General features: G+C 45.8%; 20 protein-coding genes. 1 reads left to right on the top strand and 19 read right to left on the bottom strand.

What is annotated here, in order from left to right; translation table 11 throughout:
• Positions 1 to 7 precede the first annotated feature (7 nt).
• The 15 genes from J2W69_RS00415 to rppH form a co-directional block, all read right to left on the bottom strand.
• Complete coding sequence (locus J2W69_RS00415; protein WP_310273466.1) at positions 8 to 721, bottom strand: SPOR domain-containing protein; 714 nt, start codon at positions 719 to 721, stop codon at positions 8 to 10.
• A 61-nt stretch (positions 722 to 782) separates the two neighbouring features.
• Positions 783 to 4,115 carry a hypothetical protein gene (locus tag J2W69_RS00410; protein ID WP_310273464.1) on the bottom strand — a complete coding sequence of 1,111 codons (3,333 nt, stop codon included), beginning with the start codon at positions 4,113 to 4,115 and terminating at the stop codon, positions 783 to 785.
• Positions 4,116 to 4,126: 11 nt separating this feature from the next.
• Complete coding sequence (locus J2W69_RS00405) at positions 4,127 to 4,963, bottom strand: fimbrial biogenesis chaperone (RefSeq protein ID WP_310273462.1); 837 nt, start codon at positions 4,961 to 4,963, stop codon at positions 4,127 to 4,129.
• Between the two features lie 18 nt (positions 4,964 to 4,981).
• The gene (locus J2W69_RS00400; RefSeq protein ID WP_310273460.1) at positions 4,982 to 5,452 is read right to left on the bottom strand and encodes a DUF4402 domain-containing protein; all 471 of its coding nucleotides are present in this window, start codon (positions 5,450 to 5,452) and stop codon (positions 4,982 to 4,984) included.
• A 59-nt stretch (positions 5,453 to 5,511) separates the two neighbouring features.
• Positions 5,512 to 6,135 carry a hypothetical protein gene (locus J2W69_RS00395; protein ID WP_310273458.1) on the bottom strand — a complete coding sequence of 208 codons (624 nt, stop codon included), beginning with the start codon at positions 6,133 to 6,135 and terminating at the stop codon, positions 5,512 to 5,514.
• Between the two features lie 441 nt (positions 6,136 to 6,576).
• Positions 6,577 to 7,890, bottom strand: coding sequence for a FlgO family outer membrane protein (locus tag J2W69_RS00390; RefSeq protein WP_310273456.1), 1,314 nt, complete (start codon positions 7,888 to 7,890; stop codon positions 6,577 to 6,579).
• 124 nt (positions 7,891 to 8,014) lie between these two features.
• Positions 8,015 to 8,449, bottom strand: coding sequence for a hypothetical protein (locus J2W69_RS00385; protein ID WP_310273454.1), 435 nt, complete (start codon positions 8,447 to 8,449; stop codon positions 8,015 to 8,017).
• A gap of 1 nt (position 8,450) precedes the next feature.
• Entirely contained in the window at positions 8,451 to 9,191 is a 741-nt protein-coding gene (locus J2W69_RS00380; protein WP_310273452.1) for a FlgO family outer membrane protein, read from the bottom strand.
• A gap of 3 nt (positions 9,192 to 9,194) precedes the next feature.
• Positions 9,195 to 9,791 (bottom strand): FlgO family outer membrane protein, encoded by a 597-nt coding sequence (locus tag J2W69_RS00375; protein WP_310273449.1) that lies wholly within the window; start codon positions 9,789 to 9,791, stop codon positions 9,195 to 9,197.
• Positions 9,792 to 9,970: 179 nt separating this feature from the next.
• Positions 9,971 to 10,429 (bottom strand): hypothetical protein, encoded by a 459-nt coding sequence (locus tag J2W69_RS00370; protein WP_310273447.1) that lies wholly within the window; start codon positions 10,427 to 10,429, stop codon positions 9,971 to 9,973.
• Entirely contained in the window at positions 10,426 to 10,728 is a 303-nt protein-coding gene (locus J2W69_RS00365; RefSeq protein ID WP_310273445.1) for a nucleotidyltransferase domain-containing protein, read from the bottom strand. Before J2W69_RS00365 ends, J2W69_RS00370 begins: the two co-directional genes overlap by 4 nt.
• Positions 10,729 to 10,785: 57 nt before the next feature.
• Entirely contained in the window at positions 10,786 to 11,619 is an 834-nt protein-coding gene (locus J2W69_RS00360) for a thymidylate synthase (protein ID WP_310273444.1), read from the bottom strand.
• The gene (gene lgt / locus J2W69_RS00355) at positions 11,616 to 12,464 is read right to left on the bottom strand and encodes a prolipoprotein diacylglyceryl transferase (protein WP_310273442.1); all 849 of its coding nucleotides are present in this window, start codon (positions 12,462 to 12,464) and stop codon (positions 11,616 to 11,618) included. The genes J2W69_RS00360 and lgt overlap by 4 nt, the downstream gene beginning before the upstream one ends.
• 96 nt (positions 12,465 to 12,560) lie before the next feature.
• Positions 12,561 to 14,828 (bottom strand): phosphoenolpyruvate--protein phosphotransferase, encoded by a 2,268-nt coding sequence (gene ptsP / locus J2W69_RS00350; protein ID WP_310273440.1) that lies wholly within the window; start codon positions 14,826 to 14,828, stop codon positions 12,561 to 12,563.
• A 2-nt stretch (positions 14,829 to 14,830) separates the two neighbouring features.
• Positions 14,831 to 15,349 carry an RNA pyrophosphohydrolase gene (gene rppH, locus J2W69_RS00345; RefSeq protein ID WP_310273438.1) on the bottom strand — a complete coding sequence of 173 codons (519 nt, stop codon included), beginning with the start codon at positions 15,347 to 15,349 and terminating at the stop codon, positions 14,831 to 14,833.
• A 381-nt stretch (positions 15,350 to 15,730) separates the two neighbouring features.
• Between rppH and mutH the strand changes: the two genes are divergently transcribed.
• Positions 15,731 to 16,399, top strand: a complete 669-nt coding sequence (gene mutH / locus J2W69_RS00340; RefSeq protein ID WP_310273436.1) for a DNA mismatch repair endonuclease MutH — start codon at positions 15,731 to 15,733, stop codon at positions 16,397 to 16,399.
• Here the strand turns inward: mutH and J2W69_RS00335 are convergent.
• From J2W69_RS00335 to J2W69_RS00320, 4 genes are all read right to left on the bottom strand, one after another.
• Positions 16,396 to 17,238, bottom strand: coding sequence for a substrate-binding periplasmic protein (locus J2W69_RS00335; RefSeq protein WP_310273434.1), 843 nt, complete (start codon positions 17,236 to 17,238; stop codon positions 16,396 to 16,398). The genes mutH and J2W69_RS00335 overlap by 4 nt on opposite strands.
• Before the next feature lie 152 nt (positions 17,239 to 17,390).
• The gene (dbpA, locus tag J2W69_RS00330) at positions 17,391 to 18,767 is read right to left on the bottom strand and encodes an ATP-dependent RNA helicase DbpA (RefSeq protein ID WP_310273432.1); all 1,377 of its coding nucleotides are present in this window, start codon (positions 18,765 to 18,767) and stop codon (positions 17,391 to 17,393) included.
• 115 nt (positions 18,768 to 18,882) lie between these two features.
• A complete protein-coding gene (locus J2W69_RS00325) occupies positions 18,883 to 19,686 on the bottom strand; it encodes an acyl-CoA thioesterase (protein WP_310273430.1) in 804 nt (267 codons plus the stop codon).
• A 15-nt stretch (positions 19,687 to 19,701) separates the two neighbouring features.
• On the bottom strand, positions 19,702 to 20,781 hold the full coding sequence (locus J2W69_RS00320; RefSeq protein ID WP_310273428.1) for a fatty acid desaturase family protein: 1,080 nt from the start codon (positions 20,779 to 20,781) through the stop codon (positions 19,702 to 19,704).

The following is a 20,781-nucleotide window of genomic DNA, read 5'->3' as shown; positions in this document are numbered from 1 at the left end:
AGCCAGCTTATCCTTTATTCACTATGCAGCTGGCACCGCTGCTCATCAGCAGTTTACAGCTTTGTTTTGCCTCATTGTAACTCTCAAAGCGGCCAGCTTTTACTCTGTAGTAAGTACGGTTAGCAATCAAAACCTGCTCTGAATGCAGAGCTAACGACCCTAATACCTCTGGATGGCGTTTTTTCAGTTGCGTCCAGGTGGGGTCAACAGCTTCTTCTTTTGTTACAGATGCCAACTGTAAGCTAAAAGAAGTACTTTCGGCTTTGGGGCCGGCATCAGCCTGAGACAAAACGGACCTTTTTTGTTCGACAGAAGTGGATGCAGTAGTCTGACTCAGAGTTGCTGTCAGAATTTCGTCATTGATTTCTTTTGCTGCTGGCTGAACTGCCAGAGTTTGAACAGGCACTGGCGCTGCAAGTTTTTTCTCTTCGAAGTGAACCGGGGTCATCACCTGAGTCTGGACATTGTGCCCATTGTCAGCCGTTGCCAGCTGAGCCGTTGGTTCATTTTCTGTAATAGTTTCCAGAGTTGCCAGCAGGCCCTTTAACTCACCTTCAATAGCCACAAGCCGCTGAACACCGGGCTTTAGTTTTCTCCATTCAGCCAGTTCAGCTTCCATTTCTTTATTATTTGAGGTTGCAACTGGCTCTGGTTGGCTGGCACAACCAGCGACCAGAGAACTCAGTAATACAGCAATACTGCAAAGCAAAGACTTATTCATTGTAATCACCATAAAAACTTCTCCCTCTTGTTTGCGTGGTCTGCCGAAGTAAGCCCTGATGCTACAGCTTGGTTTCAAACTGATTTACAGCACATGCCAGCCTTCGGCCTTTAATACGGTTACATACTTCTTCTGCCAGATACTGTTCTTTGAAAAAGCCTGCACGAAGCACGTATTTGCCGGACTCTTCATCCTGCAGGTAGAATGGTCTTAACTTAGCAACATTCATACCACTTCGAACCAACAAGCCCCAGTAGGCTTTTAGTACAGTTAATGAGCCAAAGCTGCCCATATCAGCGGAATATCCACCCGCAGCTTCTTTTTGCTGCAACATGATGTCAGTACCGTTGATCACATCGCCTCCTCTTACGGCCAGGTAAACCGGATCGGACAAACGCAAATTACGACGTTTAGTAAAACTCTTGTCGATCATAACTTTGTATTGACCTGGCACTACATCAACAAACAAATAATAACCGTCATATTCTGATTGAGCTGTATCAACAACTTTGCCATTGCTATCAATCAGTTGAATAACCGCATAGGCAGCGGGTTCCATGTCCCCGTCCTCAGAGCCTGAATACAGGGTACCTTCTAACTCTCCTGTCGAGGTCACAGCAAAATCGATATGCTCGATATAGCCTTTACGTCCGGTCAGAGCCACACCTGGGATCAATGTTTTCATCGTTGGATCTTCAAAGCTGCCTCTGTCGACCACAATGTCTGTTTTTTGATTGGCAGCCAAACCTGTGAGCACCGCAATACCTTTTTCATTGGTGACCACATCTCTGCTCCCTCCCTGTAACGACATTATTTTTGCATTTTTAATAGGCGTTTCGCCTTCATCCATCACACCATTGAGGTTCTTATCCTCAAAAACCCGTGCACTGACAGCACCAGCCTGAGCGACGTTACTGCTGGAAGAAAAATATCCTGATTCATTACCATAACCAAAACCAAAACGAGCGTTCAGACCTCCAGACCAGCCATTTAAATTGTTGTAACTGGTGGTGGCAGATAAATAAACATTATCCAGACGCCAGTTCAATCCGAGGTTGGCGGAGGTTTGATCTGTCAGGGTGTAGCGGAAAATACTGAAGTTTGAGGTCAGATCCGGTGAAAATGGATAACTCAGACTGACACCATAAGACGTGAACTCCGAATCAGGTTTCAGGTTGTAGTTTGCAAAAAAACGGGTGAATACTGAGTTAAAATTCTTCCTGTATTGAAAACCGCCAGAAGTTACTTTGGGCAGATCAACTTCCCCTGTTAACTGTTGTTGCTGCTGTTGCTCTAAACGCTCCAGCAACTGTTGAGCGTAAGCCGCCTGATCAAAAAAGTCAGAGATAACAGGCGAAGGCTGCAGGCTCGTCAGTTCTGTTTGTTTCCTCCATTCCAGCGTATTACCAAAAGAACCTATTTTGGTATTAACGCCCAGAGAATTACGAAGAATCTCAGTAGTACCGGAAAAATCCTTATCACGCCGCCACTCATTCTGATAACTCAGCGGCATATCTGAACGACCAAATAAACGACCGGCCATACTGGCAAGCAGAGAATCAGAAGCCTGATTCTGGTTTTCTATTCTGTCCCCTATAGGGTCGTTGTTCTGATAACCCAAACTCACGGCATTGCCAAGGACCTGAGTCCGTAAGCTATGAGAGCTGGTTCGCAGAGAATCTTTTACTTCGCCCAAGCTGCTGCTTAACAAAGCATTACCAAAGATATTCAGATTTAAACCCAGGTCGTAACTCAACAGCTCCTCACCAACCTCTGGTTTGAATGAACCCACAGCAGTGCTTAAGCTTAACCAGTCAAACAAACCATAACCAGATACCACATTTGCCTGGATCCCTTGATCAGACTCATCAGCACCAAAATTATCTTCTTCCAGCGCAAACACCGATTTGTTTGCTTCCACTACTGAAAATTGATAGTTAAACTGCCCCTGCCCAACGCTGTTACTGTCAACATTAAAGACTTCTGTTTTAGTTTCCACCTGTCCCTGAGGTCCATAAAATACCAATTCGAAGTTGTTCTCACCAAAGTCCAGATTAATCTCATTAAATTCGTAGCGGCCATTATTGATGCCAAACTGTTGGCCAATTAAGATACCGTTCCGGTACACTTCTACATCCCAGCCATCTGGTACATCTCCAGTCAAATCAATCTGACGTCCGTCGACAGAACTGACCAGAGGTGTATTACTAAATCTCAGACCTCGCCCCAAATTCCGGCTGGCGCCTCTGATACTTCCGACAGGCAAGATATCTCCAAACTCGAATTCAGTGGCTTTAAGTGGTCCTAACAAGTTGTTTTTATCGGATTCACGAGAGAAGGTCAGGCGTGCACTGCTGAGCAGATCATCATTGTTACCTGATAAGTAGTATCGACTGGTTAAATAAGCTAAGTCATGTGACCCCAAAACAGAGTGAGTGCTGGTCGTTTTAGATCCCCTGTGACTGGCGGAGACTTGTGCGTCAAATAACGGCTGTGAAAAGACTTTATACCCTGTTTCACGATAGGGCATCACAGAGGTATTGTTATAGGAAGTATTTTTAACTTCCCGGCCACGTCTGGCTAATCTGAGTTCAACCGGAAGTTGTCTGCTGGTGGTTAACGTCAGTTTTAGTCTCGACTCGTCAATCACATACTTAAAACCCAACCATTCGGCAATAGCATTTAGATCAATGTAAATATCATCAGATTCAACAGAATAACTTTGCTCTGTTAAAATCCGCGTCTGCCCTCCCAGCGACACCTGCATTGTGCCATCTTCACTGACAGCCATACTGAATTTATTACTTTCGTTGTACAACCAGCCATTAGCACGTTTTAAATCAGAGGAAATTTCAATGGGCAACTCTAATAATTGAATAAGAGTAGCAAAACCAACTGTGGCTGAAGTTTTAGTTTTAAAGGCAAATACATCTGCCAGGGCTGCAACGTCATTTTTTGACGCGATTTCCAGACCCAGAATAAGTTCTTCGCCTTCAGCAAACCTGCTGCCCTCAACCAAAGCGCCAGAAAATTCGTTGTCTTGATAGAAATCAGCGCTGTCAGAATTTTGACTATTATCGAAATTATCAACTCCACCCACAGAACTGCTGGTACTAACCAGGCCTGGCTCTGTATTGACCTCAGAGTTACTGGGTTGACTTACCAATTTTGCAGAATTTAGTGTTTTGTCATCTTTTTGTGTAACTGCAGTGTTTTGTTCAGCTGTTTTATACTTTTTGATCAATCGTTGCAACGCCTGACGGAATTGCGGATCCTGTAAGGCCGCTTTCCCATCAGTAGTCTGAGCAACAGAAGCGGGATGAATAGAAAGACAGGCCACAGCAACAACCAAGGACGACTTCTGACAGAACGTATCTTTTGGCCTGAATTTCATAAATATCCTCGCTAGTTATTCATTTTTATAGCGCTCCTGTCTACCTGTACTGAAGTATCGAAAAAGGTCTGACCCTGAAAGTCTCTCATACCTTTGTACACGATCCGGAGCTTGCCATTGGTGGGTGCAAAATCTGCGCCAACCCATGCCAGTGTCGTAAAGGTTTTATTTAATTCAGGCCAAAAGGTAAAAGCTGAGGTTTTTGCTATCAAGCGTTCTTTTCCTCCGTTAGGGGTCCAATGGGCTTCTACATCACCAAAAACAGAATATTGTCCGGTACGACTGGCATGCACAACCACACTGCTTTTACCCGGAACAGCAGCGTCATAAATAATAGAAGCACTGTTAAAACTGATACTGGTATTATTTTTTCCATTTTGCACTACAACAGGTATCACAAAACTGGTAATCAAATTTAAGCTCATGGTCAAACCTGCAGTTTGCTCATCTGGTGCTTTAAGTGAAGCAGGTGGAGGCAGAGCCTTAAAAATCAGATGAGAACGGTATTCACCTTCAGCGAGACGGGCTGGTTTGCGTAAACTTAATTTGATGGTCTGACGCTCGCCAGGTCTTAACGTCACCTGACGGGGCGTAAAACGAACCATAGAGCTTGCCGTAGGGAAGTTTTTCAGAGCATCCCCTTTTAAATCTGTGTAACCTCCGCCTTGTTTAGCTTGCTTTTCACGCCACTCCAGACGATAGGTATTAGTGGTTTTAGAATCATTAAGTAACGTAACCTCTGTACTGCGCTCACCCGGATTAAACTGAATACGTATAGGGTGAATAACTAAATTTGCTTCAACCCAAAAACTCATTAGTGCAATAATAACAAGGACTATTTTGCCCATTTGTGTGCTCCACTTTTATTAGTATGAAAACTCGATTTCAAGGTAAATGTTATAAACCGCTTCATTGTAGTAAACACCACCCAAGCCGGAGGTTGCCAAAGTTCCTCCTATAATAAGAGTTGCCTGCCCCGTCAGATCAGTTTTCACTGACGCGGGCATATCCAAAGCTGTAATGGTGAACTGCTCTGTGCCGCCATACCCCATAGCAGAACTGACCGGAGTATTGGCGGATAAATTCATAGTGGTATAAATAGGAAAATTACTAAGCTGCAGTATGGCTGGCTCACCGGGCTGCACCACCAAAATTTTGTTAGTGCTTTGCTGTGATCCGTTACGCCGCACTGTTGTTGTGCTGACAGAAGCATTCGAGGTAATTGCTATTTTGCCAAAGCTAAGTTGTTGATTAACTGTTATATCGCCATATGCAGACAATGAATAAAAACTGAAAAAGACAACAAAAAACAATGTAGCTAAGTTGTAATTTGACATAAGGTCCACCAAAGAAAAAGGAGCCTAATCATAAGCTCCTTTTTATCTCAAACCAAAGCTTATTGGTAGGCCACTTCTACATCAATGTTACCAGTGTAAGCGATGTTATTTTCATAGTTTTGACCAGCAAAAGAGTCATCTGTATGCAAAGTCGCGCCTAACTGGAACACAGCACCACCGGTACCACCAACCTGGATAGTAGTAGTCACCGCGCCTGGAGTACCACTTGTTTTCCATGCAGTGAAATCACGCATAAAGAAAGAAGCTGCGCCAGGGGCTAAAGGAGCTGTTAATTCAACTGTAGTTGGTAAAGTGACGTCTAAAGTAGTGAAGGCAGCAACACCAGCAATAGTAAAAACTGGACGCTCTAAAGTGCCACCAATCGCCTGAACTGCTGAGTTACCAGCACCAGTACAAAAAGCTGTAGTAGCAGCGCCACCAGTTGCAGCAATAGCAGGAGCAGCAGGGCCAGCACTTAAAGTCACATAAGAGCAGTTGTTCGCAGAGTTATCCGCTACAGCGCGTAAAGTACCGAAGTTTAAAGTACCGGTCGAAGTGAAATCGATTGAGTTATCTACAGTAACAGAAGCTGTTACTGATGCTATCTCAGCCATTGCCCCAACTGAGGTCATGGTAGCAACGGCCAGTACAGCCGCTTGTGTAATTTGATTGCGTTTCTTCATAATCATCTTTCCTATATTGATCAAATAGTTACAATGAACCCGCTCAGATAACATTTGATGTTTGACACTAAGCGTATTCATGTATCGACTGAACCTACTAAAACTTTATACAATTTTTTGTTTTATTTGTAATTTTTTCATTATTTCAAATCTTGCACCAAATTAAATAAAAAAACGCTGCAAAATCACACCTAAACGACGTCAAATATGGCTTATAAAACATTAGAAAAACGTAAATTACCGAGCAAAAACCTCACTCCAAATTTGAACAAAATGCAAAAATCGGCACAAACTGAAGTAGATAATGGTAATGTAGCGGAAGCAAAGAGCTGCGGTTTTAGCACCAGAACTCTGCAATATCATTCAACAAAATATAGATCAATAAAAGATTGTAAATCTAGTATAGCCTTGTATTTATTTTTAGCCTCTTCCCGAGCCCCATCAAAGCTGTTGCAGTACTAAGGCCGGGATCAAAGTGCTGGCGGATGCAATCACCACATTATCTCTGGTGGAAACCACCCGGCTATGGATCTGTAAGCCGCGACGGGTTGGCACCATGGTGCCGGTCAGCACATAATCCATACCTTGTGAATCACGCAGTTTTCTGGTGTTACGTGACAAAGATAAATCTCCGGTCGGACCTACTGTGATTTCACGTGTCAGTTTGTATTCAATAACCCTGGCGCCATAGGCAGGTAATACAGTACTGAGTTCTTCCGCTAACTGATTACCTACCGCACTGGTTTTTTCTAACTGCTCGTCAAAAAAAACAAAACTGGCTACCCCTATTTTATTGCCTGCCAACTGCTGATTGCCTGCAAGTTTAAATGCCAGTTGAGACACATAATCACTTAAAGATTTGCGGCTCATATGAAATTGTGGCGCCATTGCATACTGCTGTAAATCTGCACCAGCTGCTGCCAGTTCAGAAGGTAAAGTACGGCGCTTAAAAGTTTTTACCTGCAAACCCGGAATAGGTTGGCCTGAAGCTGCACCACTATCCAGTTGCGATACTGGGCTGGTGCTTGTCGCTGGTGCGGCTTCGGCATAGGGTGTAGTCATTGCAAACCAGCTTGGGTCACGGGCTTTGGCCGGATCTGAATGCACTGACGATGAAGTTCCTGAGTCTGTGCAATTGCAATCTGCAGAAGTCTGGGTGTAAAAGCTATGTGTCTGAACGCCGGTAGAGCTACCACCATCCGGACTCTGAGCTGTCAGGCCAGCGCTCTGAGTTGAAGTCATCTCAGAGCCTGAGCTTGCACTATTTTGCACTACTGAAGGTTCAAATGACTGTTGTGCAGAACCAGGTTGAGTGAAGCTTTGTTGCCCGGTCAGCTCCTGTCGGTTTGCTGCAACCTCAGAGACTACAGTACTTAAATCAACCAGAAGCGTATTCAACTCTTCCTGCGTACTGACCAACGACTGCAATGCCTGTAAACTTTGTTCTCTTTTTTCAGCAGTAAGCTCGTCCTGACCTAAATACTGGCTACGTGATGGTTCATCCGCCAACTGGGACATGTCGGCCAGAGCCTGTACCAAAAACTCAAGATCAGCTTCATTACTGACAAGACGTTCCAATGCAGGTTTTTGCTGCTCCCATTCAATTTTCAAACTTTCCAGTTGCTGCTCTAATGCTCTGACCTGATTTTCAGCCTGAACCAGTTCAGGCGACCTGGCTTCATCAGCCCCTGTATTCGTATTGCTCACTTTCTCCGTCGAAGCGACCCGGTCAGGATCTGTTGATCCTGAATCCATTGAAGCACAGCCCTGAATTACGGAAATCAGCAATAGCGAAGCGAAAGCGCTACGGAAAATGCACCTGTTATTTACGGAGTTTTTAGTGATTGATTTCATATTCATAGGTTCCATTTAACACAGGTTAATTACCGGGAGCAGCTGTTAAAGTATTCAACTCTGACATCAAACGGGAAAGCTCTGATTTCAGTGTTTGCTGATTTGCGGCCATGACCTGTAAATAATCCACTGTGACTTCTTTAGTCTGGCCGGCTGCATCACCGCTCAATTGCGTTTGCTGTTGCTTGATATGCATTAAGCGGATCAATTGCTCTAAATCTGCGTCATTGTTAATCAATTTTTGCAACTGAGCCCTCTGCATATGTAGCTTATGGTGTGTTTCCAGTAAGCGTTTTTTCAACACTGCGACTTTTTCAACCTGAGTCAACTCAGCTTCAACCTTTTGAGGTTCCCTCGACAGCATCGAACAACCCGGCAACAAACTCAATACAACCAGAGCCGCTGCGCCATACAACACAGAAGAGCGCCAGAATGAATCGGTGTGCTGACGGATAGTCATGCTATTGCGCTCCAGCCGCTTTTAACTGCAACAAAGGCGCGCTATGACTGCCTTTCAGGCTCTGAACAACCTGTTGTGGAATAAAAGCCTGAGCCGATGCCAGTACTTTTTTGTCATTTACATTCACCATTCTGGCATTCACTATCACGCCGCCATGGTGACGCACTAAGGTACCGCCCAGCACCACACTGATAGGGTACTGTTGGGTCAATTCAAGGAAATCACGGCTAAAGGTAAAATCGCCTGTTGGCGTCACCCGGATATAATCCGTGGTTTTAAAATCTGTCACCGCCATACCAAACTGAGTGGCTTCGTGCATAAAAGCTTCAGAGAGCTGGTTGCCCAGCAAATCGCCTTGCTGGTAATCACCATCCAGATAAACAAAGCTGGTCACCCCGACACTGAAGGTCGTACTTAACACTTCCAGGTTAGCGGCTAAATCATGCATCAGGCTTTGCACATAGTGGTTCACTGTCACCGAAGTTTCTGCCTTATAACCAGGTATTGCCATGCCTGCCATACGGGCATTTTGCATCGCTGAACTGTCGTAACCACCCACATACAAATGTGCATAAGACTGATCTTTTTTGAGCCTCGGCGCATTGCCCTGATTTAACTCAACCTGATTAGCCGTTGAAGGCTTACCTTCTGAATCCAGCTGGATCAGAGGAGTACAACCAAAGTTCAGGCTCAAAGTGGCGAGACTGGCGAGTATCAAAAAATAACGATTTGGTGTATTCATCCGTTACGACTCCGAATTGCGATACAACTTATTATGACGCAACTGCAACTGTTCGTTTGGCCATAACACATCTACAGGAATAACACTGGAAGCCGCTGCTAACACTTGCTGGCTTTTCAGGTCGATTAATTTGGCATTGACGGTAATATACACCTCACCTTCAGTCAGGGTTCCGGTGATCAAATAGCGGGCCTGTTGGTTTTGTGCCAATTGGCTTAAATTCCGTCCTAATGAGTTTTCATAACCTGCATGCACTAAAACCGCATCATTGAGGCGTAATTCGCTCACCTGGTAGCCCAACTGAGTGGCCACAGTCTGCATACTTTCCTGCAACTGCAAAGCTGCGTTATAGCTGGAATTGCGGCTGGTATCAGGCGCCATCAATTGCACGTCAGCAAAAGTAGTCACAGCTATAGCACCGGATTCTAAAGGTTGTAATTGATGAAAAAGCTGATCAGCAAGACGTTCGGTATAAAACAATAAAGGAGGATGCTGTGCTGCTTTTGAACGCTGTGCAGGCTCGGCAATATCTTGCCCTTGTGGCAAAGAACTGCAGCTGCATAACAGCAGAACTGTGATGACTAACCCGAATATTCGCACTGTAGCCCCCGGCGTTGGTGTCGCTTGTTTATCTCTGTCTGATACACAGCAAAATTAATGCCAGAAAATTTTTGCGGTTTTCCCGATCCCGGCGATCACCGGACAGGATGGGCGGGCAAGCCGCGAAAGATAGGTTCGGAATTTGAGACGGCAGGGACAAGCCCGCGCCCCTTGTATGTTTATAAAAACTGAGCGCTGTAACTTTCCACTCTGCGAAGTTCGCCCAACAAATCAGCAGCCATTGCAAAACCTTTTACCAATAAAGCACATTGTATTTGCGGATCATCAGGGTAATCATGTGAAAACTGGTTACGCATCTCCCTGAATTTTAACCACTGAGTTGTTGAACTCAAGGCTCCTAATTTCTCTAACTTATTGAGTTTATCAATAAAAGCCGGACTACTGTCATCAAAACTTAATTCAAGAACCGCAGGAAGTAATTTCATACCCATTGCATCCTGCAATTTGGAAAACCGGATAATAAACTGGTCAAAGATAGCCAACTGAACAGGCTCCAATCCACTCAACAATTCAGGCGTAAAAGGTTGAAGCTGTTCCAACTGTTGCATAGCCCAGGATAAATGCCTGGCATGAGTATCACAAATAGCCTGAATACCTTCGAATACCTGGCGATTCAAAGCAAAACTCCTGTTTCTTTTGCAATAGTGTAAATAGGTAAGTCAAAGCCATTTTTGCGATTGATGACCAAATCAATTTTTTGCTCACCTAACACTTTGTGCAGCTCCACCAACGCGTCAATTTTTGCATCCACTACTACTGTCGCATCTGTAATTTCAGGCTCAATATAAAGATCAATATCTCCGCCGGATCCCAGATCATGTACTCGTGAACCAAATAATATTACAAGGGATTGAGCGCCAAAAAACCGTCTAATGACATCCCGAATGCTCTTTTGTTGTTCCGTGCTCAACCGCATAGTACCGTCTCCAACGCTTCGATCTTTGATCAGTATAGTCCTGATTTATCTGTCGGCTTATATAGCTATTGGCGCCTTAATAGCTGGGTGCGCCAAATAATTGACCAATTCAAAATCGTCGATATTAAAACCAAAAATATCTTTGATAGCCGGATTTAATTTCATTTGAGGTAAAGGATGAGGTGTGCGGCTTAGCTGCTCGTTCACCTGTTCCATGTGATTGCTGTACAAATGGGCGTCGCCAAAGGTATGCACAAAATCGCCCGGAGTTAAATCACAAACCTGAGCCACCATCATCGTCAGCAAGGCATAACTTGCAATATTAAAAGGCACCCCCAGGAATATGTCGGCACTGCGCTGGTATAACTGACAAGACAATTTGCCGTCATGCACATAAAACTGAAATAAAGTATGGCAAGGCGGTAAAGCCTGTTTACCCATAGCCGCATTGTCTTTTGGGCTGAATTTGGTATCAGGTAATACAGCAGGGTTCCAGCCACTGACGATTAAACGCCGTGAATCCGGATTAGTTTTGATGTCATGGATCAGTTGACTGATCTGGTCGATAGTACGGCCATCCGGCGTTTGCCAGCTGCGCCACTGGGCACCGTAGACCGGGCCTAGATCGCCTTGTTCTGTGGCCCACTCATCCCAAATCGACACTTTATTGTCTTTCAGATACTGAATGTTGGTGTCGCCTTTAAGAAACCACAACAGCTCATGAATAATGGAGCGCAAGTGGCATTTTTTGGTAGTCACCAGAGGAAAACCCTGACTTAAATCAAACCGCATCTGATAACCAAACACACTGATGGTACCTGTGCCTGTGCGGTCCGATTTTTTATGACCATGCTCCAGCACATGGCGCATTAAGTCTAAATACTGCTTCATGCATTGCTCTCTTTCTTCACTGCTTTTTTTGCACTGTTTTTACTTTCAGCTTCAGAACCGGTTTCACGAGAGTAGCCCCAGATAATCAGGCCAAGACCGGCAACTATCATCGGAATACAAAGCCACTGGCCCATCGACATGCCCATAGACAATAAACCTAAATGCGCGTCCGGCTCCCGGAAGAACTCAATAATAAAACGAGCCGTACCGTAGCCCAACAGAAATAAACCAGCGACATTACCTGCAGGCGGATTCTTGCGCTTGTACCATTGCAGCAAAATAAACAGGATGATGCCTTCAGCCACCATTTCATACAGCTGAGACGGATGACGTGGCAACATACCGGAGTTTGGAAATAACACAGCCCAGGGCACGTCTGTAGTACGGCCCCATAATTCACCGTTGATAAAATTACCTAAACGGCCAAAGGCCAAACCTAAAGGCAGCAGCGGCACGACAAAATCGCCAAGCTCAAGGTACTTTTTGTTGTTGCGCCAGGCGAACCAGGCCATAGCAGCCATCACACCTAACACACCACCATGGAAAGACATGCCGCCTTCCCAGGTGCGGAATAAATACAGCGGGTCGGCCATTAAATTGCTGAAGCCGTAAAACAGCACATAACCGAAGCGGCCACCGACTATCACACCTAAAAAGCCGAAAAACATTAAATCGCTGACCTGATCACGGGTCCAGCCAGAACCCGGTTTATCGGCCTGACGGTTGGCCAGCCAGTTTGCCAGTAAAAAAGCGATCACATACATCAGGCCATACCAACGCACAGCCACAGGCCCGATACTGAAGATCACCGGGTCAATTTGCGGGAATAAAAAATAAGAGTCCACTATAAAAAATCCTGTTCTAAGCAATAAAGCAGTAAGGCATCAGAGCTGATGCGCAGAGCCTGATAAGGTCAAACATTGTAGCAGCCCTTGGTGCTGTTAAGCACGTAATTGGTTCAATAGCTGTTTTTGATCGAGGAAACGCTGAACTTGCAGACGAACTTGTTTTGGCGACTGACAGGCCAGAATTTCCGGCAACAGCAATTGCAGCTCAGACATATTGACTCTGCGCAGCAACCATTTGATTTTTGCCAGATTACTGCTGTTCATACTGAATTTGTCATAACCCATGGCGGCTAAAATCAGCACTCCTGCAGGTTCACCTGCCAGCTCACCACAAATGCTCATCGGCAGCTGTAAACCCTGAGCCTGCAATGACATCTGGTGCAAAGCGCGTAATACCGCAGGATGCATCGCATCATACAAACCCGCTACTCTTGGGTTGTTGCGATCGACCGCCAATAAATACTGGGTTAAATCGTTGGTACCTACTGAGCAAAAATCAATTTTACGGGCCAGTTCAGGCAACTGATACATAATGGACGGCACTTCAATCATCACGCCCACTTTAGCTTTAGGCAATTGTATTTCAGTACCGGCTAATTCATCGGTCAGCTCGAAAGTTGCTTGTTTAATTAAACGCAGCGACTCGTCCACTTCGGCTAAATCAGAAATCATCGGCAGCAGAATATGCAAATTACCCTGTCCAATGTTGGCCTTCAGCATGGCGCGGATTTGCACCAGAAAAATTTCCGGATGGTCCAGGGTTAAACGAATACCACGCCAGCCTAAAAAGGGGTTTTCTTCGATAATGCTGAAATAAGGCAGCGCTTTATCACCGCCCACATCCAAAGTACGCATCACTACGGCTTTAGTGGGATGCGACGCTAATACTTTTTTATAGAGTTCTATCTGCTCCGCTTCGGTTGGGAAACGGTTGCGCATAATAAAAGGGAATTCAGTACGGTATAAACCTATACCGTCTGTATAAGAAGGCTGAGTACTTTCCAGTTCTATCGCAAGACCAGCATTGACCATTAAGCTAAAAGGCGCACCGCAGGCACTCTGGGCGTTTAAATGCATCTCGGATTGATAACGGGCACTCAACTGCGCATCTTCACTGATAAGTGCCTGATACTCGGCCACTATAGCTTCAGCAGGAGCTACTAAAATCTGCCCACGGTAGCCGTCAACAATCAGACGTTTACTTTGCCAGTGAAACAACGGCAGCTCGTCCAGGCCCATCACGGCCGGAATACCTAAAGCCCGTGCCATAATAGCGGCGTGTGAATTCACTGAGCCTTTCAGAGAAACAATAGCCACCAGTTGAGCGCGTGGAATTTCAGCCAACATAGTGGCCGTGACGTTATCAGCCACCAGCACTACTTTTTCCGGCAACTTATGATGGCGCTGCTCAGTGTCGAGCAAATGATTCAGTACCCTCTGGCCTAAATCACGGATATCTGTGCCCCTCTCTCTCAGATAAGGATCGTCCATATCGTCAAACTGGCGGGCGAACTTTTCAACCACACGTTTCAGCGCACTTTTGGCACACCAGCCTTCGTGGATTTGTTTTTCAATTTCATTACCAAGACTGGCCGCATCTAACAACTGATGGTACACATCAAAAATAGCCAATGCGTCCGGCGGCAAATGCCCGGCCATACGTTCAGCTAAGCGATTAAATTCGGCTTTGGTAATTTTGACCGCTTTGTAAAAACGAGACAGCTCTTTTTCCGGATCATCGACCTTTTTCAGCGATATAGCATCAAAGTCGCTGGAGGGTTCCAGTACAAAACCTTCACCTATGGCAATACCCGGCGCTCCGGGTAAACCCTGTAACTGGCCTGTACTTTTTTGCTGTTTTGAATTCTGGCTGGCGGCCTGACGCATTTCAGCATGCACCAGTACAGAAGCCAGCTGCACTCCTAAAGTTACTAAAAAGGATTCTTCGTCTTCACTGAATACCCGTGATTCGCCCTGCTGTATGGTCAATACACCCAGCACTTTACGATGATGAATAATAGGGCAGCCTAAAAAGGCCGAAAAACGGTCTTCACTGACTTCAGGGGTGACTTTAAAACGGGGGTGTAAATGAGCTTGTGCCAGGTTGATCGGCTCTTCACGCTGGCCCACCCAACCAATTAAGCCTTCGGAGAAACCAATAGATATTTGGCCTACCGCTTCAGGATTTAAGCCATCTGTGGCCATCAACATAAAATGCTGTTGTTCATAGTCGGCTAAATAAACGGAGCAACACTCTGTTTTCAGTGCGTTTTTTACATTCGAGACTAAGCCAGCCAGTGCGTTATTCAGTACCGGCTCTTGCGCCACATCCTGCACTATGCGCCTTAACTGGCTCAGCATTCTTAACCCCTTTTGATTAACTTGTCATTTTTTCCATCTCTACGAAGATACGGCAAAGCAATAGGGGCAAACTCTTTCATCACCTTACGGTACACTTCCCGTTTAAAGGCGACGACCTGACGCACCGGATACCAATAACTGACCCAACGCCAGTCATCAAATTCCGGATGTGTAGTTTTTAACAGATTTACGTCTTCATCCTTACAGGTCAGGCGCAACAAAAACCATTTTTGTTTTTGCCCTATACACACCGGATTACTGTCCCGTCGAATTAAACGCTTAGGTAGCTTGTACCTGAGCCAGTGTTTGGTTACAGCAATAATTTCCACATCTTCAGGCTGTAAACCAACTTCTTCGTTTAACTCCCGGTACATGGCTTGCTCCGGGGTTTCCCCTTCGTCAATGCCGCCCTGTGGGTACTGCCAGGAATGTTGACCGTATCTCCTTGCCCAAAACACCTGTCCCTGGTGGTTGTATATTACAATGCCGACGTTGGCTCTAAAGCCTTCAGCGTCGATCACAAAAACCTCTAGCTTGGTTCCAGCTGTTGTTTCATCGATTCTTTCATAAAGTCACGACTTCGGCAAATTGTATTTTCTACAGAGTTATCCACAATTTAACTGATTAATTAGCACGCACTGTGCACTTCTACACAGGCTCTGTACATAAAGCTGTGCATAAGGGTGTTTTTGTTCTTGGATAACTCTGAAACGCTGGAATAACACTCAAGTGAAATCAAAAAAATAACTATAAAAAACATTAAGTTAGATTGAAAAGAGTGCTATTTAACCAGTGTTGCAACTGTGCATAACTTGCTTTGCTTGCTTTTTGAGCAGCAAAATAAGTCAAAAAATGCTAATGTTTTGAAAGACCTGAATCACTGCCGCTTCAATGACGTTTTTATGAGCCAGCCGCCGAAAAATACAGCAGAATTACTCGAACGTTGTTATCTGATTGCAGGCCTGACCCTAGGCCAACTGGCAGAACAATGCCAGTTGCAGCTGCCCGCCAATCTGCAACGGGAAAAAGGCAGTGTGGGCCAATTGCTTGAACTGGTGCTTGGAGCCAGCAGTGGCAGTAAAGCTGAACCTGATTTTCCACATCTGGGTATAGAACTAAAAACCTTGCCTGTGGATCGTTTTGGTAAGCCGCTGGAAAGCACTTATGTCTGTGTTGCGCCTTTGACTGACGTGGCTGGTTTGCACTGGCAGGGATCCTGGGTCTGTCGCAAACTGAGCCAGGTGTTGTTTGTGCCCATATTGGCCGAACGTACTATTCCACTGGCAGAGCGGCAGATAGGTACAGCTTTTTTATGGAGCCCGGATGCAGAACAACAGGCTTTGTTGCGACAGGATTGGGAAGAGCTGATGGAGTTGATTGTTTTAGGTGGTATCGATCAGATCAAAGGCGCGCACGGCAAAGTGTTGCAATTGCGCCCTAAAGCGGCCAACAGCAAAGCCCTGACGTCAGCTATTGGCGCAGAGGGCCAACCTATTCAAACCCTGCCACGGGGTTTCTATTTAAAGGCCAGCTTTACTGCTTCTTTGCTGGCCCGCCAGTTTGGTGCTTAACTCTGGTATTTACTCAATAGTTGTTGATAATCCCCACTGTCTTTTAATTGTTGCAGCGCCTGATTAAAAGAGCTGACTTTCTCCTGCTGCACTGTGGCTTTGCTGAACATGACATAAATAGGGCTTTCTGGCAGTTTCACCGGGTGAGGCTGAATTTGTTGCTCTAATCCTTTACGCCGGATAATAGCAGCACCGACAAAACTGTCTTCCAGCACTGCATCCACCTGGTCGTCTAACAATACAGCTATATTCAGTTCACTCATCGAAGATTCTACAAACTGCGGCCGCATATGTTCATCGCTATACAAGGCACTGATTTGCTCACCGTAGTAATAGTCACTGATCAGCCCCACTTTATGTTTGGCAGCGACCATTTCAGCCACTGAAGTAAAGTTGTATTGGTCGGCTTCGTCTTTGCGTACAAACAACTGAAACTGTTCAGCTCTGTAGGGCTCAGAAAACAGCGCAAATTCTTCCCGTGCCGGTGTTTTAGAAGCACCCAACAACAAATCAACCTTACCTTGTTTCAACTGCCCCAACAGATCCTGCCAGGTGCCATGCTGCATCACTAAAGTACACTTCATCCGATCGGCAACGGCCTGCATAATTTCAATGTCCAGCCCGCTGGCTTGTTGTTCCAGTCCAATATATTGATAAGGTTCCCAGGATTCAAAACCCAGTTTTAACTCGCACGCAGCGGCTTTAGGTTCTGGTTGTGTTTGAGCCACTGTTGTGACGGCTTCAGGTTTTACATCAGGAGCAGGTTTAGTTTCAGCTGGTTTACAGCCAGATAACAGCAGACAAACTACAGCGCTGCACAGGAGGTGTTGAAGATTCATAAGCGGCCTCTTTATTTTTTAGTATCTATCCGCTTTGAGCTTAGTGCATCCGGGTAATTTTTCCTCTTACATCAGATACTTTTTGTGAGCATAAGTAAACTGAGACCACCCGCAGGTGGCTCAGATTTATTCATACAAATGGCCGGGCAGTGCTACACAAAACGACAGCGGAATTGGCGGCCTTTGATTTTGCCTTCGCTTAAACGCTTTAATGCGGCGCTGGCTACATCGTTACGTACAGCGACAAAACTCACCATAGCCAAAACGTTTATTTTGCCCAGTTGTTCAAAAGACAAACCCAGTTCACCTGTTAAAGCGCCTACTATATCGCCAGGTCGTACTTTGTCTTTTTTACCGCCATCGATCATCACAGTACGCATAGGTGCGCGAGCTGGTACAGCGTCTTTAGCCGGATAAGCAGTTAACTCGGCCCACTGTGCTGTTAAACTCAATTGATCTTCCAGTGCGGCCAAACGGCCCATTTGTGAAGGAGTCACCAGCGTTAAAGCCAGACCTTCGCTACCTGCCCTGCCTGTACGCCCTACCCTGTGCACATGCACTTCAGGGTCATTGGATAAATCGTAATTAATGACCAAAGGCAAAGCACTGATATCCAGGCCACGGGCTGCAACATCGGTCGCTACCATAATCAGGCAACTTTGGTTGGTGAACTGCATCAGCACACGTTCACGGTCACGTTGTTCTAAATCGCCGTGCAATGACATGACGCTGTAACCAGCATCGGATAGTTCATCACAAATATCCTGAGTATCTTTGCGCATATTGGAGAAAATCAGCGTTGGCTTAGCGCCATGCCAGGACAATATCTGCTTTAACGCAGCAATTTTATCCTGCGCTTCCATTTCAATAAATTTCTGTTCTATTTCAGTTTGTTCAGCGTCTTCAACAAACACCTGCACAGCATCGGCTTTTAAATGACGTTTTAAATCATTGACTTTTTCCGGGTAAGTGGCTGAAAACAACAAGGTTTGGCGATCTACAGGCAGGGCTTTCAGAATAACGCCAATGTCATCAGAGAAGCCCATATCCAGCATACGGTCGGCCTCATCCAGCACAAGCGTCTCTACATCAGACAGGTTCAGCAGATTGCGGTCGATCATCTCGAGGATACGGCCCGGTGTGCCAACAATAATATGAGCGCCGTGTTCTAAAGAACCAATTTGTGGACCTACAGAAACACCACCTACCAGCGTCAACACTTTAATATTGTGCTGACTGCGGGCTAAACGACGGATTTCCTGTGCAACCTGCTCAGCCAGTTCGCGGGTAGGACAAAGCACCAGAGATTGGATGCGAAAACGTTTGACTGCCAGTTTATGCAACAAGGTCAAGGCAAAAGCCACTGTCTTGCCGCTGCCGGTGCGGGCTTTGGCCAGAATATCTTTGCCTTCCAACAATGAAGGCAAAGCCTGTTGCTGGATAGGAGTCATCTGACTGTAGCCAAGACTCTCAAGGCTTTGTAATAAATGTTCTGCTAAAGGCAGACTGGTAAAAGTGGCGTTGCTCAAAAAATGGGTACTCTCTATTTATACAGAAATTGGCACAGGAAAAAGGGCGCGCACTATAACAGAAGCCCCCACGCCGAGCGAGTATAAATTTTAAGCAACCTCACATGGATAAGTATCAGGCAAAGACTGTCACTGTCTGGCGGCTGATGGCTGCCAGTTGGCCATCAGGTTGCCATAATTTGGCTTCAATATGGTGATAGCCATCAGCGCCATGTTCAATGCTGGCCAGATAAGACCACCAGTTCGTTGTTGTGGCTGTTGATTCGCTGGCCTGATGCGGCTGAATAAACTCGATAGTCCAGGTTAAAGAACTGGCAGGAGCAGGCTGGTTTAATAAAGTTAAACTGACCGGAGGCCAGGCATCCACTAAAGCCAATAACTCCAGTACGCCCACAGCAGTGTTGTGGCCTTCAGCAAAACGTATTAAACCGCCCAGCTCTGTGCTGCTACCACCAGAGAACGGCATAACACCCCGTTTGATTTGATAATCAAAATGCCGGGTAAATTCAGGCACAGGGCCTTGTTTGGGCATCACCAGCGCTTTTTCGGTAAAAACCGGAGAGGTTTCGCTTGCGATCTTATAAGCAGAGGGTCGTTCCACACCAAAGCTGGCGAGCAGCACTAAAGCCACCTGTCCCTGCTGCGTAATTTCCACCATAGCCTGAATGACCGACTTGCCCTGACGCAATATACGCCTGGATACTGTTGCAGGCCCTGCATTTAAAGGGGCAACAAAAGACACGGACACAGAGCGCAGCGGAATTTGTGCTGGCAGCTCTGTGACTAAATGCGCCAAAGCTAAAGCCGACGCCATACCACCAAACACAGCACGGCCCTGACCCCATTGCTCTGGCACTTCAATTTGCAGTTCATCTGGCTGTCCGGCTTTAAACTGCTGAATTACATCGGCAAATAACATAGTGTTGTCCTTTTTTTATGCTGTGCTGGCGCCGCCAGGGAAAGAATATCTGATAATTCGGGCCACTACTGTAGCGTACTGGCGTAAAAAACTGCCGCTGTTATAAGCAATGCCATATTTTTTCGCAATAGCCTGCACTTGCGGTGCCACGGTCAGATAATGCAAAGCGGGCATATCAGGATATAAATGATGTTCAATCTGGCAGCTTAAATGGCCGGTTAAAATATGAAACCAGCGCGGACCGGTAAAATTAGACGAGCCCAGAATTTGCCGATAGTACCAGTGGCCACGGCTTTCGCCTTCGCATTGCTGTTGGGTAAAGGTGTGAACATCAGCGGTAAAATGACCACAAAAAATCACGGTGGATGTCCATAAGTTACGGATAATATTCGCCACTAAATTGCCGCTTAACACCCATAACCACATAGGTCCGGCAATCAAAGGGAAAAATACATAATCTTTAAACAACTGCCGTGCACCTTTACCAAAAAAAGCTTTCTTCAAATCGCTGTGACTGACACTGTTGATGCGATCGGGCTTCTTTTTACCAAAAAACACCCTCTCACCCGCCAGCTCGTGGTAAGACACGCCCCATTGGAACAAGGTGCTTAACAGCAGATAAGTGACAAATTGCCATAAATTACGCAGCCGCCAGCGAAAATCATTACTCAGCCGCAATAAGCCATAACCAAAGTCGCGGTCTTTGCCGATAATATTGGTGTAAGTGTGATGCTCAAAGTTGTGAGTGCGTTTCCAGGACCCCGCGTCACAGGCGATATCCCATTCAAAACGCTGTGAATGCAGCACAGGGTCATTCATCCAGTCGTATTGGCCATGCAACACATTATGGCCAATTTCCATATTGTCGAGAATTTTTGCCAGCGCCAGAAGCGCAACACCTAAAACCCACAGCCAGGGTGTAAGAAACCCCAGCACCATCAGAATGCGGCCAGAAATGGCGCTTAAGCGCTGCGTCAGCAAGATACGGCGAATATAACAGGCTTCTTTATCACCCAACTGACTCATGACGCCTGCTTTTACCTCGTCCAGTTCAGAGGCCAGTTCTGCCAGTTGCAGTTCATTTAATCTCATCAT

This window comes from Rheinheimera soli, from assembly GCF_031457405.1.
Taxonomy (GTDB): domain Bacteria; phylum Pseudomonadota; class Gammaproteobacteria; order Enterobacterales; family Alteromonadaceae; genus Pararheinheimera; species Pararheinheimera soli_A.
The sequence above is the reverse complement of the archived record's forward strand: the minus strand, read 5'-3'. Positions and strand labels throughout refer to the sequence as shown.

What these genes read in the sequence shown, in the direction of transcription:
- J2W69_RS00415 (WP_310273466.1), bottom strand. Translation starts at nt 721, where the DNA reads ATGAATAAGTCTTTGCTTTGCAGTATTGCTGTATTACTGAGTTCTCTG.
- J2W69_RS00410 (WP_310273464.1), bottom strand. Translation starts at nt 4,115, where the DNA reads ATGAAATTCAGGCCAAAAGATACGTTCTGTCAGAAGTCGTCCTTGGTT.
- J2W69_RS00405 (WP_310273462.1), bottom strand. Translation starts at nt 4,963, where the DNA reads ATGGGCAAAATAGTCCTTGTTATTATTGCACTAATGAGTTTTTGGGTT.
- J2W69_RS00400 (WP_310273460.1), bottom strand. Translation starts at nt 5,452, where the DNA reads ATGTCAAATTACAACTTAGCTACATTGTTTTTTGTTGTCTTTTTCAGT.
- J2W69_RS00395 (WP_310273458.1), bottom strand. Translation starts at nt 6,135, where the DNA reads ATGAAGAAACGCAATCAAATTACACAAGCGGCTGTACTGGCCGTTGCT.
- J2W69_RS00390 (WP_310273456.1), bottom strand. Translation starts at nt 7,890, where the DNA reads ATGGATTCAGGATCAACAGATCCTGACCGGGTCGCTTCGACGGAGAAA.
- J2W69_RS00385 (WP_310273454.1), bottom strand. Translation starts at nt 8,449, where the DNA reads ATGACTATCCGTCAGCACACCGATTCATTCTGGCGCTCTTCTGTGTTG.
- J2W69_RS00380 (WP_310273452.1), bottom strand. Translation starts at nt 9,191, where the DNA reads ATGAATACACCAAATCGTTATTTTTTGATACTCGCCAGTCTCGCCACT.
- J2W69_RS00365 (WP_310273445.1), bottom strand. Translation starts at nt 10,728, where the DNA reads ATGCGGTTGAGCACGGAACAACAAAAGAGCATTCGGGATGTCATTAGA.
- J2W69_RS00360 (WP_310273444.1), bottom strand. Translation starts at nt 11,619, where the DNA reads ATGAAGCAGTATTTAGACTTAATGCGCCATGTGCTGGAGCATGGTCAT.
- ptsP (WP_310273440.1), bottom strand. Translation starts at nt 14,828, where the DNA reads ATGCTGAGCCAGTTAAGGCGCATAGTGCAGGATGTGGCGCAAGAGCCG.
- mutH (WP_310273436.1), top strand. Translation starts at nt 15,731, where the DNA reads ATGAGCCAGCCGCCGAAAAATACAGCAGAATTACTCGAACGTTGTTAT.
- J2W69_RS00335 (WP_310273434.1), bottom strand. Translation starts at nt 17,238, where the DNA reads ATGAATCTTCAACACCTCCTGTGCAGCGCTGTAGTTTGTCTGCTGTTA.
- J2W69_RS00325 (WP_310273430.1), bottom strand. Translation starts at nt 19,686, where the DNA reads ATGTTATTTGCCGATGTAATTCAGCAGTTTAAAGCCGGACAGCCAGAT.
- J2W69_RS00320 (WP_310273428.1), bottom strand. Translation starts at nt 20,781, where the DNA reads ATGATGAGATTAAATGAACTGCAACTGGCAGAACTGGCCTCTGAACTG.